Raw genomic sequence first — 17659 nt, 5'->3', positions numbered from 1 at the left:
GCGACGCACGTAAGTGACCGAACCAGCGAAGTAGCCGGCCGGAATCGCGGTGCCGGCGGTACACCCTTCGAGGTTGGCCGGGAAACTCTTGATCGGCTGCGCGACGAAGCCGGTACCGACCGGCGTCGTGCTGCCCTGCTTCGCGGCTACACCGACCGTGGCCGGCGGAGGCGTGCCGGGACCGGCGATGCTGACGAGGGCGAGCACGTTCTCATCGTGCGTCGAGGCGGCGACCGTCATGACCCACGGACCGAGATGGTTGACCTGGCCGATCGGGTTCGTGATCGTCGCGCTGGTATTGCCGGCCGAGGCGGACACGACGATGTCAGCGTTGACCATGTCAAGGAAGGTACGGTCGCCGTCGCCGATGGTCCACGGATTGCGGCCGCCGGAGATCGAGTAATTGACGACATCGACGCCGTCCGCGATCGCGTTCTCCATCGCCGCAGCGATGTCGGCACCAGGGCAGGTCGTGCCTGGGCAGGCCTTGTATTGGCGGATCGATGCGCAGGGCGCGACACCCGACATGCTCGTGAACGGTGCCGGGATGACCGGCGCGGGCACGCTGCTGGCGGTCAACGTGTTGCCGGCCGCCGTGCTCGACGTGTGCACGCCATGGCCGTCGTCGGTTGCTTCCGGATTCGGTCCATTGCAGGCGCCGGTGCCGGCATCGGTCGTGGAGCAGTCGACGAAGCTACGCAGCTTCGGCGTGCCGCCACTGAAACCGCAACTCGCGTCATTGGCAAAGGACGGGTGATCGGAATTCGTGCCGCCGTCGATCACGCCAACGGTGACGCCGAAGCCGCGCGTGCCGGTGCCACCGGGGACTGCCGTGCCGCTCCACACGGCATCGGCGCCGATGAACGACGGGCCGCGGAAGGTGTCCAGCTTTTCTTCACCGGCGAGGCGGATCGACTGCACACCCGGCAGGTTGCGGACAGCGTCGGCTTCGCTTGCGCTCAACAGCGCAGCAATGCCGTTCTTGGAGATGGCGTAATGATGGGTCGCCGAGACTTCACGGCCGACGGCCGACGAGATCGACTTCACGCGCTGGGCGCGCACATCGGCGAGATGGCTGGCGTAGGCGACGGCGGCCGGGCTCTTGGTGTCCAGCTTGCGCTGGCCCTTGACCGCGGGAGCCGTGGCTTCCAGGGAATTGGCGCCACCCGTGTAGTACAGCAGGCCCGGCTCATTGAACGTGATGATGTAGCTGGCGGCTGCCGTAGCCGACGCCGTCGTCGACTGCGCCGTAGCCACCGACGAACTCACCATTCCACCTGCCAGGACCACGCCGATGACCGATGCCAACGCCGTGATTCGAATCGACTTAACCATGAAACCTCCCAACCGAACTGACACACGAGAAAATCGGCCACACCTCAACCACCCGACGGGTGCAGCCGGCGTACGGAAGAACGCGGGATCGCAACGAAAAGCCCTCAATCATCGGGCGTTTGCTGATTTTCCCCCGACCACTGCATCACAGTGAGCGGCCGCAACATTCGTCCAGACAACTCTTATAGCACCCGCGCCGGGGAGCAACAATCTGCGCTGCGGCAAAGCCCACGCGCGGATTCCCGTTATGACCCAGGGACTTGCTCCACATTTCTGCGCCTCTGGGCGGAGTGGATTCAGAAAAATCTGCGCCTCAGGACTGAACTCTCTGCCGATCACTATGCCTGTCGATGCAGTTCGGAGCACCGCACACGGCAGACGCGAAAAGCGTGCGCCGCGTTCAGTCGGCAAAGAAAGTCTGGACATCCGCCAATTCGCGCGTGATCGGCAGGGGCGGCAGACTGCGCAGGAACAGTTTGCCGTAGGGGCGGGAACTCAGGCGCGGATCGCACAGTACGAGCACGCCCCGATCATTGACGTCCCGGATCAGGCGGCCCGCGCCCTGCTTGAGCGCTATCACCGCCGAAGGGACCTGCCATTGCACGAAGGGGTTGCCGCCGGATTCGCGCATCGCGGTCAGGCGCGCGTCCAGCACCGGATCATCCGGCGCGGCAAACGGCAGCTTGTCGATGATCACGCACGACAGCGCCTCGCCGGCGACATCCACGCCTTCCCAGAAGCTGGCCGCGCCCAGCAGCACGCCATTGCCCGACGCCCGGAAGGCGGTCAGCAGCTGATGCCGTGGCGCGGTACCTTGCACGAACAACGGGTACGGCTGCGAAGCCAGGCGCTCGGCCGCGCGGCGCAGCGCCCGATGCGAGGTGAACAGCAGAAACGCGCGGCCGCGCGAGGCCTGCAACACCGGCAGCGCCGCATCGACGACGCGATCGGTGTAGTCCGTCGCGCTGGGATCCGGCAGATTGCGCGGCAGGTAGGCCAGCGCCTGCCGCGCGTAGTCGAACGGGCTGGCCAGACTCAGCGTGACCGGATCGTCGAGGCCGAGCTGGCGCGAGAAGTGGCCGAATTCGCCAGCAACCGACAGCGTGGCCGAGGTCAGGATCCACGCGGCGCGGCTCTGCAGGCGGAGGCTGCGCAGCGGCGGGGCCAGATCCAGAGGGGTCGCATGCAGGGAAAAGCCCTGGCTGCTCAGTTCATACCAATGCACCCATTGGTGGCCGGCGCCGTCGAGTACCTGGTCGAGCTTGCCGACCAGTCCCTGCGCACGCTCGTGTAGGGTGGTCAGGCCGCGCGAACGTTCCGCCTGCGAGCCAAGCGCCGTTTCCAGCGCACGCAGCGTCTCCTGCAGCTCGCGCAACTCGGACAGGGCGAAGCGGTCGTCCTCGATCGCGTTGAACGCGCCACGCGCCGGCAGCTTGTCCAGCGCCAGACGCGTGCGACGTATCGCCGAACCGGTCGCCGCTATGGGCTCGCGCAGCACCGCAAACGCGCCGGTGACCGTGCCACATTCAGCTTCTGCATCGCTGCCCAGTTCCTGTAGCTGGCGTGCGGAAAACGTGACCGAAAAGAACTGCCCGGCCAGATCGGGAATCTGGTGCGCCTCGTCGAGGATGAACGCGTTGGCGCCCGGCAGGATCTCGCCGAAACCCTCCTGCTTGATCGCCAGATCGGCAAACAGCAGATGATGGTTGACGACGACGAGATCGGCTTCCTGCGCCGCGCGCCGCGCCTTCACGACGAAGCAGTCGTTGAACATCGGACAGTCGGTGCCGAGACAGTTTTCCGTGGTCGAGGTGACGCGCGGCCACAGCGGCGAGTCCTCCGGCACCTCGGCGATCTCGTTTCGGTCGCCGCTGCTGCTGCGCGTGGCCCAGGCGCGCAGGGCCTGCACCTGCGCGACCTGTTCGCGCGAACTCAGGCGACCGTCCTTGTGCGTCTGGTCGAGCCGGTACAGACACAGGTAGTTCGCGCGGCCCTTGAGCAGCGCGGCCTTGATGCGTACGCCGGTGACCTGGCGCACGCGCGGCAGATCGCGGTGGAACAGCTGGTCCTGCAGGGTTTTGGTTCCGGTTGAGACGATCACACGCTTGCCCGACAGGACAGCCGGGACGAGGTAGGCAAACGTCTTGCCGGTGCCGGTGCCGGCCTCGGCAATCAAAATGTGTCGCTCGTCGATAGCCTCGGCCACCGCCGCGGCCATCTCCTGCTGCGACGCGCGCGGCGCGAAACCGGGCACGTCGCGCGCAAAAGGCCCCTCCGGCCCGAGCAGTTCACGGACGTCCTGCGCCATGCGGGTCAGAGCCGCTGGCGCGGCGGCACCTTGCATGCAGCGACCTGCGCCGTGGCGCTGCTGGCGCTGGCTTCGTCCTTGGCGATGCGGCGCGTTTCAACGACGGTCTGCCAGTTGCGTGCGCAGAGGCTGCCCAGGCGCGGACCGAGTTCGAACGACTTGCGCGCCAACGTCTCTGCCTCTGCGTAGCGGCGCAGGCCGATCAGCAGCTCGGCCTTGAGCTGCAGGATCTCCGGCGCATCCGGCGCGAGCTTGAGCGCGCGGTCGACGGCGACGAGCGCGTCGGCAAAATTGAGTGCGGTCTCGAAGTCCGCGGCTTGTTTCAGGAACCCGTCGACGGCGGGGTCGCGCAACGGCTGCACTTCGACCGCAGAGGCCGTGGACTGTCCCGCCTGGCGAATCACCAGCACCGCGTCACGGTCCGGGCGTGTACCCTTTTTGCCACCATCGCTGCCCGATCCCGGGCTGCCGCAGCCGGCCAATACGGCCAGCGCCAGCGCCGTGGCGATCCAGCGGGCTGCCCTGCTCATGCGTGTCATCGTCGTCCCTTCCATTCCGTGAAAACCCCAAACCGTGGCGGCGACTTCAATCAGGCTCGCCGCCGAACCATTCGCGCAAACGCTCCATTGTGCACCCTTGTTCCTGCTGCGGCGCGTAGCCGGCCACGAACGGCAGCTGGCGCGCGCCCGGACAGTCCGGCTCGGTGCGCTGGCCCGATTCCGGGTTGACCCAGGCCAGTTCCAGTCCCTGGCTCAGATTCAGGTCCAGCGGCCGCGTCGGCAACGCGTCGAACAGGGCCATCCACACCTTGAGCGCGCCCGTCGCGCCGACCAGTCCGGTCGGCTTGTTGTCGTCACGGCCGACCCAGACCACGACCAGATGATCGGCGCTGAAGCCGGCATACCAGCTGTCGCGCGAGTCGTCGCTGGTGCCGGTCTTGCCGGCGGAGTTCAACCGGACCAGCGGTCCGGCACCGACGGCACGGGCGGTGCCGCGCAGGTTGACCTGCTGCATCGCGTAGGTGACCAGACGCGCCGCATCGACATAGTCGCCGGCGCCGGGCTTGCTCGTGTAGCGGCGCAGCGGCTTGCCGTCACGATCGAGCACGCCGCGCACGGCGACGACCGGCAACGCGTGACCGTCGGCGGCGAAATACTGGTAGAGCTGCGCGACCTCGAGCGGCGACAGGTCCAGGGATCCCAGCAGCAGCGACGGATTCGGATTGATCGGCCGGCCGAAGCCGAACGATTCGATCAGCGCGCGCACGCGGTCGACGCCGACGAGCATGCCCAGGCGCACCGTCGACAGGTTCCAGGAATTGACCAGCACGTCGATGAGCGCGACACGGCCGTGAGCGATCTTGTCAGCGTTCTGCGGCATCCAGTTCTTGCCGTTGGGCTGCGGCAGGCTGACCGGCGCATCCTCGACGATGCTCGCGAGCGAATAGCGCTGCGGCTGCGCGAGCGCAGCCAGGAATACGAACGGCTTGACCAGCGAGCCGATAGGCCGGCGCGCATCCAATGCGCGGTTGAAACCGGGCTGGTCGGGCGCGCGATCGCCGATGACGGCCTGCACTTCGCCGTCGCGCGCGCCGGTCACGACCAGCGCGGCCTGGGTGTCGTCCTGTTTCTTGCCGAGCGCGGACAGACTTTCCTGCAGGGCTTTCTCCGCCGACAGTTGCGCCGAGGGTACCAGCGTCGTCAGCACCGACAGGCCGGCGCCGCGCAGCGCTGCGTCGTCGTAGTCACGTTTGAGCTGCGCGCGCACGAGATCGATGAAGGCGGGGAAGCGGTTACGTGGCAGGCCCGGCGTCTCGGAGATGCCGAGCGGGCTGGCCTTGGCTCGCGCGAGCTCGTCGGCGTCGATCAGGCCGGTGTCGAAAAACTGCTGCAGCACCAGATTGCGCCGCGCCTGCGCGCGTTCAGGCGAGCGCCGCGGATCGTAGTAGCTCGGGCCTTGCACCAGACCGATCAGCAGGGCGACGTCGGGTGCGCGCAACGTGTTGAGTTCGCGCCCGAAATAGAACTCGCTCGCCGCGGCGAAGCCGTGCACGGCCTGGCCTCCCTGCTGGCCGAGGAATATCTCGTTGATGTAGGCCTCGAGAATGCGGTGTTTGTCGTAGCGCGCCTCGATCAGCAGCGCCAGCAGCGCCTCGTTGCCCTTGCGCAGGAAATTCTGACCGCGGTCGAGGAACAGGTTCTTGACCAGTTGCTGGGTCAGGGTGGAGCCGCCCTGCACCACATGTCCGGCAACGAGGTTGGCCCAGCTCGCGCGCAGGATGGCGACCGCGTCGACGCCATGGTGATGCTTGAAATTGCGGTCCTCCACAGCCTGCAGGCCGGCGACGAGCAATGGCGGCATCTGGCCGAGCTTCGCGACGCGGCGCTCTTCCTGTTCGGCGCCATAGAGGGTCGCGATGCGCGCCGGATCAAGGCGGACGCGCTCGATCGCCTTGCCGCTGTCGATGTCCTTGATGCTGGCGACGCGCGCCCGCGCCAGCACGACTTCGACCCGGCGCGCCTTCTCCAGCCCGTCCAGCGACGCAAACGCGCGGCGCGAAATGACGAAGCGGTCGCCGTCGCGCATGAAGCTGCCGGGCGCACGCGCGCCGGTGATCTCGTCATAGCGCGCGGCTTCCAGCTCCAGTCGCAGCGTGGCCGCATCCAGCGGCAGGCCGGGCGCGATCTCCAGCGCGCGCGCATAGATGCGCGTCGGCGTTTCCCACGACAGATCGTCGAAGCGCTCGCGCACCTGTGCATCGAGATACAACGCATACGGGACGATGAAGGCGACGACGAAACCGAGGCCGAGCCAGAACGGGGCACGCAGCCAGCGCCAAAGCAGATGCGCCAGCTCGACGCAGCGAGCGATGAAAGACAAGGCGGAACCCAGGCCGGTGGAGGCACGCCGCCGCGCGGCGGGGCGCGGAGACACCAGAGCGACTGCGCGGCGGAACCCCGCGCGCAGGCCGGCGCAGTGTACCCGATGCGGCAGGGCGGCCGCGGCGGTTTCGCCCGCCACGCCTATCCGCGATAATCCGGCCCCTTTTTCGCGTGCGCGGTTTCATTGGCGCAGCAGGGATCTATCAACATCGTGCCCATCCGACCGCTCATGCCCCTCGCCTGCCTGCTCGTTCACGGCAATCCCGCCGACGCAGCCTGGTGGGAGGCGCTGCTGCCGCAACTGCCGGCCGGGCTGGTCCTGGCCACCACGCTGATCGAGGACGTTCCGGCGCAGGTCGCGCGACTGCAGTCGGCCGACGCCTCGCGCTCCGCCCTGCTGATCGCGGCGCGCACACGCTGGCCCGGACATCATCTGATCCTGCTGCGCAGCGATGCGCAGTTGCCGCCGTATTGGGTCGAACGCCTGCTAGCCGCACTGCGGGGCGACGTGCTGGCCGCGAGTCCGCTCGACGACGGCGCTGCGTGGCATCCCTGCCCCGGAGCAACTGCGGCGGTCGAACGCATCGATGCACTGTGCCATGCGTATGGCCACAGCCTGGCCATCGACAGTGGCGAGGTTTCGCCCGTACTGAGCGCGTGGGGGGCCGGACCACTCTCGGCGCTCGACGACGGCGCGCTGTCCGGCATTGCCAGCGGCACGCTGCCACCGTCGGGTCGCCTGCTGCGTCTGGATAACCTGTTCGTCGGCAGCAACCGACCGCCGCGACCGCTCCGCGACGACGCCGACGCCTCGCGTCTGGGCCATCTGCGCGGCCCACTCGCGCGGTCACTCGCCGAGCGCGACTACCAGCCCGCCTGGTTCGGCCGTGACGGCCGGCCGGTGCTGCTGCATGTGCTGCATGGCTGGGGCGGCGGCGCGGAACGCTTCGTGCGCGACCTCGCCGCCGACGACGACACGCACACCCATCTCGTGCTGCGCGCCTTCGGCAGCTTCCCGCGCCGGCACTACGGCGAGATCCTCGAGCTGCACGACGGTTCCCTGCGCGGCCCGCCGCTGCGTCGCCTGGTATTGCCGGCACCGATCGCCGACACGGTCGCACAGCACCACGACTGGGCACAGTTCTTCCACACCGCGCTCGACGCATTCGCGGTCGACGCCGTCATCGTCTCCTCGCTGATCGGCCATAGCCTCGAGGCGCTGCGCAGCGGCTTGCCGACCTTCGTCGTCGCGCACGACTGCTATCCGCTGTGGCCGCTGCTGCACCGCGACTTCGGCGCTGCGGCGCTGGCCTTCGACGCGACGCAACGCGCAACCGACCTGGCGGCCGCCGATGTCGACTTCGAATTCGCCAGCCGCGAACCGGCCTACTGGCAGCAGTTGCGCGACGCCTACGTCGACGCACTGCGTACCGCGTCGGCGTCGCTGTTCGCACCGAGTCGCACGGCACTGGCCAATGTGCTGCGTCTCGCACCGGAACTGGGGGCGCTGCGGGCGCGCGTGATCACCCACGGCATCGCGCCGTTTCCTGCGACGCCGGCCGCCGCGCCAATGCGCACCAGCGCGACATTGCGCCTCGTCGTACCCGGCCGCGTGCGTCGCGGCAAAGGCGCGGAACTGCTCGCCGCGCTGCTGCCCGGACTGCCGGCGCAGGTCGAACTGATCCTGCTTGGCGCCGGCGCGGAAGGACACGCCTTCTTCGGCCATTCACGCGTGCATGTGGTGCTGGACTATGCGCGCGACGAACTGCCGTCACTGCTCGCGACGCTGCAACCCGACGCGGCGCTGATCCTGCCGACGGTCGCCGAAACCTTCAGCTACACCTTGTCGGAATGCTGGAGCCTCGGGCTGCCGGTCATCGCCACGCGGATCGGCGCGCTCGCCGAGCGCATCGACGATGGCGTCGACGGCTTCCTCGTCGCACCGCACGCCGAGTCGATCCTGCAGCGCCTCAGCGCGTTCGCCGCCGACCGGACTCCGCTGCAGCGCGCACGCGACGTACTGCGGACACGCACGCCGCGCACGCTCGCCGACATGCGCGCCGACTATCGCCACGAACTGCCGCGGACCGCCGCGGCGCACGCGCCGCGCGAACCGCTGGCCGCGAGCGGCGCGCAGATCGAGGTGATGAACCTGTGTGCCGAACTCGACGGCCTGCGCGCGCAGTTGCGCCGGCAGGCGCTTGCGCTGCAGCAGCAGACGCGGGAACTCGACAGCCGTGCCGAGTGGGCGTCGGGGCTCGACCGCGAGTTGCGCCGCTCGCAGGACGACGTGCGCGTCGCGCTGGCTGAGGCGGAACGCCTGCACGAGGACATCGAGCAGCGCACCGAATGGCTCAAGCGCACGCAGGACGACTACTCCGGCCTCGAAACCGAGTTCGACGCGCGCACGCGCTGGGCGCTGTCGCTCAAAGCCGAACTCGACCGCGCCTACGCCAGCCTGTCCTGGCGCCTGACCAAGCCGCTGCGCTTCGGCATGCGCAAGCTGCGCGGACTGCGCGCACGCGCCGCGTTCAGCATCACGCGCACGCTCGGCCTGTGGCAGCGCATGCGCGGCAGCCTCCGCCGGCGCGGACTGGCCGGCACGTTCCAGCGCACGCTGCGCGAATTCCGCCGTGGCACGCTGCCGCTCGTCGCCGTCGCCGGAGCACCGCAGGAGCACATCGAGGACATCCACCTGCCGACCTGGCCGCAGCCGCAGGTGTCCATCGTTATTCCGGTCTATAACAAGATCGCCTATACGCTAGCCTGCCTGAAGTCGCTCTCGACGCACGCGGCCACGGCGAGTTTCGAAGTCATCGTCGTCGACGACGGCTCCAGCGACGACACCGCCGAGCGCCTGGCTGACGTCGAAAGCGTACGCACGATCCGCAACGCGCAGAACCTCGGCTTCGTCGGCTCCTGCAACGCCGGCGCGGCCGCGGCGCAGGGCGAGTACGTGCTGTTTCTCAACAACGATACAGTCGTCACGCCGGGCTGGCTCGAAGCGCTGCTGCGCTGCTTCGCGGAAGAACCCGACGCCGGCCTCGTCGGCGCGAAGCTGGTCTATCCCGACGGACGCCTGCAGGAAGCCGGCGGCATCGTGTTCCGCGACGGCTCGGGCTGGAACTACGGACGCTTCGAGGATCCCGCCGACCCGCGCTACAACTTCCGCCGGGAAGCCGACTACTGCTCGGGTGCGGCGATTCTGCTGCGCCGCGCGTTGTTCGAGCAGCTCGGCGGCTTCGACATGCGCTACGCACCGGCCTACTACGAGGACACCGACCTCGCCTTCGCGGTGCGCGCCGCCGGGCTCAAGGTCTACTACGAACCGCATTCCACCGTGATCCATTTCGAAGGCATCACGGCCGGCACCGACACGGCAAGCGGCGCCAAGCGCTACCAGGTCGTCAATCGCGAGAAATTCCTGGACAAGTGGAAAACCGCGCTGGCACAGCAGCCGGACGCCATCGACGATGCCGCGCTGGCGCCGCGCGCGGCGACATTCCGAAGCGCGAAACGGCTGCTCGTCGTCGATGCGTGCACGCCGACACCGGACCAGGATTCGGGCTCGCTGCGCATGGTCAACCTCATGCGCCTGCTGCGCGCCCTCGGCTGGCAGGTCACCTTCTTCGCCGACAACCGCCTGTATGTGGACGGCTATACCGCTGCGCTGCAATCCCTCGGCGTCGAAGTGCTGTATGCGCCGTACATGAACGACCCGATCCGCCTGTTCCGCCAGCGCGGGGCCGAGTTCGACGCCATCCTGCTGTCGCGCCACTACATCGCGATCAACTACCTTGGCCTCAGCCGCCTCTATGCGCCCAAGGCCAGACTGATCTTCGATACCGTGGACCTGCACTACCTGCGCGAGCAGCGCGCCGCCGACCTCGAAGGCAGCGACGAACTGCGCCGCAAGGCGGAACGCACGCGCGCGCAGGAGCAGAAGCTGATCCGCGCCTGCGACGCCACCCTGGTGGTCAGCCCGGTGGAGCAGGAGCTGCTTGCGCGCGAGTTGCCGCAGGCGCGCGTTGAGATTCTTTCCAATGTGCACGAAGTGTTCGGCTGCCGTCGCGCGTTCGCCGAGCGCAGCGACCTCGTCTTCGTCGGAAGCTTCCAGCATCCGCCGAACGAGGACGCGGTGGTCTGGTTCGCGCGCGACATCCTGCCACGCCTGCGCAATGCCCTGCCCGGCCTGCGCCTGCATGTGATCGGGCAGCCGGTGCCGCAGGCACTGCGCGAGCTCGCGGCCGAGGATCTCATCCTGCACGGCTTCGTCGCCGACCTCGAGCCCTATATGGACGGCTGCCGCATTTCGGTCGCACCGCTGCGCTATGGCGCCGGCGTCAAGGGCAAGGTCAACATGGCGATGAGCTACGGGCTGCCTGTCGTGGCCACGCCGTCCGCGGTCGAAGGCATGCATATCCGGGCGGGCAGCGACGTGCTCGTCGCGGCCGACGCGGAGGCGTTTGCCGCGGCGATCGTGCAGCTCTACGGCGACGAGACGCTGTGGAACACCCTGTCGGCCAATGGTCTGGCCAACGTCGAGCGGCACTTTTCCTTCGACGCGGCGAAGAAGGCGCTGTCGCGAATTCTTTCCTGATCGCGTTGTTGCTCGATGGTGCAGAGCGAACCGTCCCTGACGGCGGCGGCTGCGCCGCCGCGAATCGCGATCATCCCGCCCTTGGCGGACTCCACAAACCTGCGTAGGGTGGCGCAAGCTCCCTGAGAACACAGCCATGATCCATGCCAGCATTCTCGACACCATCGGCCGCACGCCGGTCGTGCGCATCAACCGGCTCGCGCCGGCCGGCATCGAGATGTACGTCAAGCTCGAAGCCTTCAATCCCATGTCCTCGGTCAAGGACCGCCTGGCCCTGGCCATCGTGCTGGATGCCGAAGCCAAGGGTTTGCTCAGGCCCGGACAGATGATCGTCGAGGCGACCTCGGGCAATACCGGTATCGCGCTCGCGATGGTCTGCGCCGCCAAGGGCTATCAGTTCGTTTCCTTCATGGTCGAGACGTTCTCGATCGAGCGGCGCAAGATCATGCGCGCGCTCGGTGCCAAGGTGATCCTGACGCCAGCGGCCGAACGCGGCAGCGGCATGGTGCGTCGCGCCGAGGACTTCGCGGCGAGACATGATGCATTCCTCGCGCGCCAGTTCGAGAACGAAGCGAACCCGTCCTATCACCGCAACACCACCGGCCCGGAAATCCTGCAGGACTTTGCCGGCCGCCGCTTCGACACCTTCGTCACTGGCTGGGGCACCGGCGGCACGCTGACGGGCGCTGGCGAAATGATCCGCCTGGCGCGGCCCGAGGTCGAAATCGTCGTGACCGAACCGGCCGGCGCTTCTTTGTTGGCCGGCGCGGAATGGAAGCCGCACAAGATCCAGGGCTGGACGCCGGATTTCGTGCCTGCCGTGCTCAAGCGTGACGTCGCGCATCGCATAGTGACGGTCGATGACGTGCTCGCACGCGACACCGCACGCCAGCTCGCGACGCAGGAGGGCATTTTCTGTGGCATCTCGGCGGGCGGCACCTTTGCCGCAGCGCTGGAAGTCGCGCGGGCGGCACAGCCCGGCCACGTGATCCTGGCCATGCTGCCGGACACGGGCGAGCGCTACCTGTCGACCTTCCTGTTCGAAGGCGTCAACGAAGGCTCGGACGAGGACTGGCTGGCGAGCCTGCCCGTGGCGTGATGCGGATGGCAGACCACAAAAAGCCCGCCGGAGGCGGGCTTTTTGTGGTGAATCGAATTTGTCAGACTCGAACGGCGGCAGTCGTCGTGGCGTCAGTTGATCTTCTGCTGCTCGACGATATTGCCTTTGCCGGTGACCTTCGTGACGGGCTTGGGCCGATCCGCCGCCGGCCAGGTCACCGTATTGCCGTCGCCGTTGACGGCGATCTGCGTCGCCAGCGACTGTACGTCTACCGTATTGCCGGAGCCCTGCACGGTGATCGAATGGCAGGGACCGAAGGTCTCGATACGGTTGTTGTTGCCAAGAAACTGCACCTCTTCCATCTCAGTACAGAAGTGCTGAATCTCCGAGCCTTCCCTCGCCACGGAACTCTTGCGACCAACATCGGTGGAAGCGGATTCATCGGTTACCGCTGCGGCGAGAAACGGCAGCGCGATCAAGGCGAACAGTACGCTGGTGCGCAGTGAAAGGAACATGGCAAACCCCAGGTCGAAATCCGCGGCCAGTATAGTCGCCGCCCCGCACCGGCCCATGCGACTGCGCACACCGCGATGCCGAGCGGCAGGATTCCGCCGTTCAGCGGCAGCGGCGGAACCGCGCCGACCCTGTCAGCGCTCATCGCGCTGGTCCAGCGCAGCATCGCATCCGGCACTGGCACGGATTTCTAGCGCATCTTCGCAGCGAGGCCGTCGATGCCGCCCTGATACGCGCCGCGGGCTGAGTGGCGGCGAAGGCGTAGTCGACGCTACGTCAAGCCGACGCGAGGGAGCAGCGCGCGTCAGGACGGCATATCGGCGGCCGCAGTAGAGGAGTCGTGACAAATTCGGGCTAAGGTCTGGTGAGAGACGACTAATGCGGGTTGACCCAACACCACAACGACGAAGGCCCGGTTTCCCAGGCCTTCGCGTATCACACTGAATTTAATGGTGGGCGGTACAAGTTTCGAACTTGTGACCCCTGCCGTGTGAAAGCAGTGCTCTACCGCTGAGCTAACCGCCCAAGGGCGCGGACTCTATCGAGTCGGCGCCGGATGGTCAAACGATGCAACTGGTGCCGACGAAGGGAATCGAACCCCCGACCTACTGATTACGAATCAGTTGCTCTACCAACTGAGCTACGTCGGCGAAACCGAGCGCGCGATTATAGCGGCGCGCTGGAGCGACAACAAGCACGGGGAGCAGAGCAGGCGCGGGGCCGGCCAGCACCGCGCAGGGAAATGGCTACCAGCACGCGCCGTTGGAATTCTGCGGCATGGCGGTGGCGATCGGTGTCTTCACGCCGGTGCTGCTCAAGCCCAGTCCTCCGCACTGGTCGTCCGCCTGTGCCTTGCCCACCACCGGGGTCGCTGTGAGCACATAACTCTGAGTGTCGCCGGTCGGCCCGTTGGCAGAGGTGATCGTGTAGTAACCCTGCTCGGAGGTCAGCGTGGACATGCCGAGGCTCGTGGCGGCGCTCAATGGATTCGTCGCGTAGCGATTGAAGTTTGTATAGAAGCGCTCCTGCGCCGCCGCCACGCGCATAAGCAACTCCTTCCCGTCCGCGCGACGCGCACGCTGGGCATAGCGCTGATAAGCCGGAACCGCAAATGACGCCAGAATGGCGATGATGACGACAACGATCATAAGTTCCAGCAACGTGAAGCCACCGAGCTTGCTGCGCATGTGCATCTTGCTTCCCCAGTGAAAAAGACGCGCGCCGGAAGGCGGCGCGCGTCGTCTGCGTGATTACATGACTTCGAGCAATTCGCGCCACGAGCCGCGATGTGACGGCGGCGCCCGGAATCCTAGGCCGTTCGGCAACAGGAAGTCGCCACCCGACAGTCGGGGAGTCGGATCGCGAGAGTCGTCGCCATCTTGCGGCAGCGGCTGCGGCATCGGGTCATCCGCAATCCACCCCGGACCCACTCGTGGCGGCGGAAGTCGCGGCGATCCGCCGCCGGCCGCGTCGATGAAGATCGATGCGCCACGGAAACTGGGATTGCAGGGGTCGCTGCCGCGCGGGATAAGCGTATTGATGACCGCGAGGTTCAGGCTGTATATCGGCTTGGCCGTAAATACAACGCGCTCGCCCGGCTCGGCCGTCACGTTGAGCGGAACCTTCCAGCCACGCATCGTCGTCGGGACGGCGTTGGTGGTCAGAGTTCGGCTCGTCGCACCTTGGGTCAGCGTCTGCGTGGTCATCTGGGACGGAAGCGACGGATAGCCGGTAACGTTGGTTGACGACGTCGTACCGTAGTCGCGCACACCGTAGATCGCCTGCGGCCCGACGTTGGAGGCGATACCGGTGGCCGTACGATCTTCCTTGCCGAGATATTTCCCGGTTCCGAATACCCAGATCGGATCGCCGTTCCGTACCGTATCGCGGAAAGCAACAGGCATGCTGGAGATCGGCTGCCGAGGCAAGCTCGACTCAGTGGCCTGAGTCGGTGTGGTCGTATAGGTCTTGAACATCAGATCGACCTTCCATTGGGCCGGATCGACACTCGTCAGATCGAAGCGGGACAGGTTCCCAACCAGATCGCCGGCCACCGCGATATCGTCAATCTGATCGCCGTTGCTGTCGTACGCGCCCGGCGTCGACAGGCCGAAGCTCAGCGGCACGGACTGCGGCGCCGATGAGGTCTGGATTTCGGCGATGCGCGCACCGGTCTCGAGGTCGAGCACGAACAGCGACGTCTTATCCTTGTTCACATCTAGGCTGGCCGGGTCAGGCTCGCCGCGCGGATCGAGGTTAGTCGTCGGGAAATAGCCGCTCGACACCAGCACAGCCCATTTGCCGGTATTCAGGCGAACGATGTTGGCTGAGTCATAGGTGTAGCCGAGCGCGGCGCCGCCTGCCGACGTATTGGTGAATTCCCACAACACATTGGACGCGCCGAACGACGTCGGGTCGGTGATGTCGAGCGCAAAGACGCCTCGCGCGCCAAGACGCATGGAGCCCACGAGCACGGTACGCCATTGGCCCCGGATGAAGACGTCCTGGACGCGCACGCGCGAGTCGACGCCCGTGACGAGTTGGCCGTGAGTCGGGTTCGTATACTCAGCCGCCTTGCCGTTGGTTATCAGCATGCTCGGCATGTAGGCGAAGCGTTCCTGACCGTTGACCGAGTTGATCGCATGCAACATGCCGTCGTTCGCCCCGACATACACGGTCGGTGGGCGCGCGCGGATGGACGCCGCGAATTTCGCGTAAGTGGGCCCGGTGCCCGTCGTACCTGCCGCGGTGCGCTCCGGCGAACCGACCGGAAAATTATCCTGGAACAATCCGACCGGCCCGGACACATACGTCGGCTGAGAATTGATGATGGCACCCATAAGGGTCGAGCGTCGACGCATGAACGGAATCGCCGTTTCCCTCGTACGGTCGCCGCGCAGGTAGTCGACGCGCTGCGAGCCCAATCCGTCATTGTCGATCGCGGTTGTAGCCGGATTATTGTTGAACGCCGTCTGCTGAGCGTTGTTGAGGCTTGCCCAAGCGAGCGGAACGCCCTTTTTCGGAACGCTCGTGCCGTCCCAGGTAAAGATGTTCCGGGTAGCCGGCGCGCGCGCGGTCAGCAACGCTCCCGCGTCCCACTCGGACGTGCCGGTCGCCTGACCCGTAACCGGGTCGACGGGAAACTTCGTCACGGTGCCGGTCCAGTCGGACGTATCGAAGCTCGCCTTGAACGCCTCGGTGCTCGCCGTGATGATTGGCAGCGAAACCGTTGCGGCAGTTGCCGTAGCACGACGCGCGGTAATGCTGCTGACGATGTCGACCAGAGCCTGGGCCAGTTCGGCCGGGTTGTTGGAAATGAAGAACTTGCCGCGGCTGTTGATCGCCGCATGCCACATGTCGTCGATCTTGCGACCGTCGTCGGTACCTTCGGCCGGCGCGGGCCACTGAACCGAGGCCGGCGTAGCCGACGAACCACGCAGCTTTGCGTACGTCGCATCATCGTTCTGCAGCGTGCCCGACGCGCCGAAGCCGATCATGAACTGGACCAGATGCGGCCAGCGCGCTGGGTCGTTGGCCGGATTCCAGTAGATTTCCGGATTTTTCAACGGATCCTCGCCGCTCAAAAGCGGCGGACCGAACAGGCTGGTCGAACGGTCCGGCAAATACGGCGGTACTTTCAGCCCGCCTGCGCCGGCGAAGGGACCATCAGTACGAAGCGCAGTAGACCAATAGTAGAACGCGAGGTCTGCCATGGTCGTCGCCGTGGCGTTGGCTTCGTTCCAGAATATCTTGTTGACGTCCGTATTGACCTGGTAAAGAGATGGGTTCGTCGGCGTGTGGTCCGGCAATGTCGTCGGGACCGTATCCTTGCGTGCGACCGTCATGCCGCTGTCGCCATTCCACAGACCGTCTGTCATCTGGATATGGAAGTTCTGCCGGCAGACCAGTTCGCGGTTCAGCTCCGGATCCCAATACGGATTCGTATACGTTCCGCTGGTGCGCTGAAACATCCCGCCGACACGTACTACGGCACTGCGGTTGGGTGTGCCGCCGCTGGCCGGAATGTTGAACAGCCAGTCGTAGAAACGGTCACGGATACCGCCAGACGTCGGCTGCAGCTCGAACTGGCGAATTTCAGTGGCGTTGTTGATCAGGTTTGAATTGATGTTCTGCCAGGCCACGCGCACTTCCGGGCCAAACGTGCGGTAGGCGTGCGACACAGCAGAAATGGCGGCGTACTGGCGCGTACGGTAGTACGAATACCAGTTCACGAAACGCTGCCGCGCCTGCGCCAGCGTGACGCCCGGCGGCAGCGCAGGACTCGTCGCGGTCAGACTGATCCATTCCCAGTTACCGGCAGTATACAAGGTGCCATAATTCGTGATCTTGCCGTTCGCATCGAGCAGCAGCGCCGGCGCCGTTGTCTTGTAGCGATAGTAACCGGCACCCGTGTTGCCGCAGAACGAGGTCGTCGTTGCGTTAATCGTACCCAGGCCGGTGTTGGGATTCTGCGACCGGTTATGCGCGATGCCGTTTTTCTGCGCCGTTGGCCAGGTCTGGGTCGGCATCGACGGGCTGTTCGTCAGGTCGCCCTCGATCGGAGGGTCGTAGGTGTTGTTCGGATTGAAATAGACTCCGTTCATCGAACGTGAGCGCACGTTCGTCTCGTCGGTGACATTCGAATCGATGACGCCGGCGCAGCGGTACGGATTGCCCCAGCCCGTATTGTTCGGGTCATAGGGACGCTGATCCGGCATGTAGTCGCTGGCCATCGAGCCGGAATCGTCGAAGGTCAATACCAGATTCGGCGCGACTGCGGCCGTGAGTTCCGGCGGCGTCGCGAGCAGGTCGGTACTCCATGCCCTGGCGTCCTGCGGATGCACGGCGCAGAGGCAGAGGACAAATCCGGTCCCGAGCCAGCGCAGGGAAAACACACGATTGCGCAGATTCATAAGTGATCCTTACGATGCAGCTGAAGCAACAAAGACATTTGGCAAGAT

9 protein-coding genes and 2 tRNA genes are annotated in these 17659 nt (G+C 66.2%); 2 read left to right on the top strand and 9 right to left on the bottom strand.

Features of this window, described 5'->3' with window-relative positions:
* The 4 genes from RUU78_RS12010 to mrcB all read right to left on the bottom strand — a co-directional run.
* Positions 1 to 1335: S8 family serine peptidase (locus RUU78_RS12010; protein WP_313916881.1), on the bottom strand; the 1335-nt coding region annotated here is incomplete at its 3' end.
* Positions 1336 to 1735: 400 nt separating this feature from the next.
* The gene (locus tag RUU78_RS12005; RefSeq protein ID WP_313916879.1) at positions 1736 to 3643 is read right to left on the bottom strand and encodes an ATP-dependent DNA helicase; all 1908 of its coding nucleotides are present in this window, start codon (positions 3641 to 3643) and stop codon (positions 1736 to 1738) included.
* A 5-nt stretch (positions 3644 to 3648) separates the two neighbouring features.
* Entirely contained in the window at positions 3649 to 4173 is a 525-nt protein-coding gene (locus RUU78_RS12000; RefSeq protein ID WP_313916877.1) for a tetratricopeptide repeat protein, read from the bottom strand.
* A 55-nt stretch (positions 4174 to 4228) separates the two neighbouring features.
* Positions 4229 to 6523 carry a penicillin-binding protein 1B gene (gene mrcB, locus RUU78_RS11995; protein ID WP_313916875.1) on the bottom strand — a complete coding sequence of 765 codons (2295 nt, stop codon included), beginning with the start codon at positions 6521 to 6523 and terminating at the stop codon, positions 4229 to 4231.
* Between the two features lie 231 nt (positions 6524 to 6754).
* Here mrcB and RUU78_RS11990 point away from each other — a divergent pair, with 231 nt between their 5' ends.
* Together RUU78_RS11990 and cysK are read left to right on the top strand one after the other, a co-directional pair.
* Positions 6755 to 11125 (top strand): glycosyltransferase, encoded by a 4371-nt coding sequence (locus RUU78_RS11990; protein WP_313916873.1) that lies wholly within the window; start codon positions 6755 to 6757, stop codon positions 11123 to 11125.
* Between the two features lie 136 nt (positions 11126 to 11261).
* On the top strand, positions 11262 to 12224 hold the full coding sequence (cysK, locus tag RUU78_RS11985) for a cysteine synthase A (RefSeq protein ID WP_313916871.1): 963 nt from the start codon (positions 11262 to 11264) through the stop codon (positions 12222 to 12224).
* A 92-nt stretch (positions 12225 to 12316) separates the two neighbouring features.
* Here the strand turns inward: cysK and RUU78_RS11980 are convergent, their stop codons facing one another.
* The 5 genes from RUU78_RS11980 to RUU78_RS11960 form a co-directional block, all read right to left on the bottom strand.
* Positions 12317 to 12769, bottom strand: coding sequence for a DUF3060 domain-containing protein (locus RUU78_RS11980; RefSeq protein WP_313916869.1), 453 nt, complete (start codon positions 12767 to 12769; stop codon positions 12317 to 12319).
* Between the two features lie 379 nt (positions 12770 to 13148).
* Positions 13149 to 13223 (bottom strand) — tRNA-Val (locus RUU78_RS11975).
* Positions 13224 to 13272: 49 nt separating this feature from the next.
* Positions 13273 to 13348 (bottom strand) — tRNA-Thr (locus RUU78_RS11970).
* A 96-nt stretch (positions 13349 to 13444) separates the two neighbouring features.
* Positions 13445 to 13885, bottom strand: coding sequence for a type IV pilin protein (locus RUU78_RS11965; RefSeq protein ID WP_313916867.1), 441 nt, complete (start codon positions 13883 to 13885; stop codon positions 13445 to 13447).
* Between the two features lie 63 nt (positions 13886 to 13948).
* Positions 13949 to 17611 (bottom strand): PilC/PilY family type IV pilus protein, encoded by a 3663-nt coding sequence (locus tag RUU78_RS11960; RefSeq protein WP_313916866.1) that lies wholly within the window; start codon positions 17609 to 17611, stop codon positions 13949 to 13951.
* Positions 17612 to 17659 lie beyond the last annotated feature (48 nt).

It is taken from the genome of Tahibacter sp. (assembly GCF_032229445.1).
Classification (GTDB): domain Bacteria; phylum Pseudomonadota; class Gammaproteobacteria; order Xanthomonadales; family Rhodanobacteraceae; genus Tahibacter.
Note: the sequence above shows the minus strand (reverse complement) of the source record. Positions and strands in the feature narration are given on the sequence as shown.

What these genes read in the sequence shown, in the direction of transcription:
- RUU78_RS12005 (WP_313916879.1), bottom strand. Translation starts at nt 3,643, where the DNA reads ATGGCGCAGGACGTCCGTGAACTGCTCGGGCCGGAGGGGCCTTTTGCG.
- RUU78_RS11960 (WP_313916866.1), bottom strand. Translation starts at nt 17,611, where the DNA reads ATGAATCTGCGCAATCGTGTGTTTTCCCTGCGCTGGCTCGGGACCGGA.
- cysK (WP_313916871.1), top strand. Translation starts at nt 11,262, where the DNA reads ATGATCCATGCCAGCATTCTCGACACCATCGGCCGCACGCCGGTCGTG.
- RUU78_RS11990 (WP_313916873.1), top strand. Translation starts at nt 6,755, where the DNA reads ATGCCCCTCGCCTGCCTGCTCGTTCACGGCAATCCCGCCGACGCAGCC.
- RUU78_RS11965 (WP_313916867.1), bottom strand. Translation starts at nt 13,885, where the DNA reads ATGCGCAGCAAGCTCGGTGGCTTCACGTTGCTGGAACTTATGATCGTT.
- RUU78_RS12000 (WP_313916877.1), bottom strand. Translation starts at nt 4,173, where the DNA reads ATGAGCAGGGCAGCCCGCTGGATCGCCACGGCGCTGGCGCTGGCCGTA.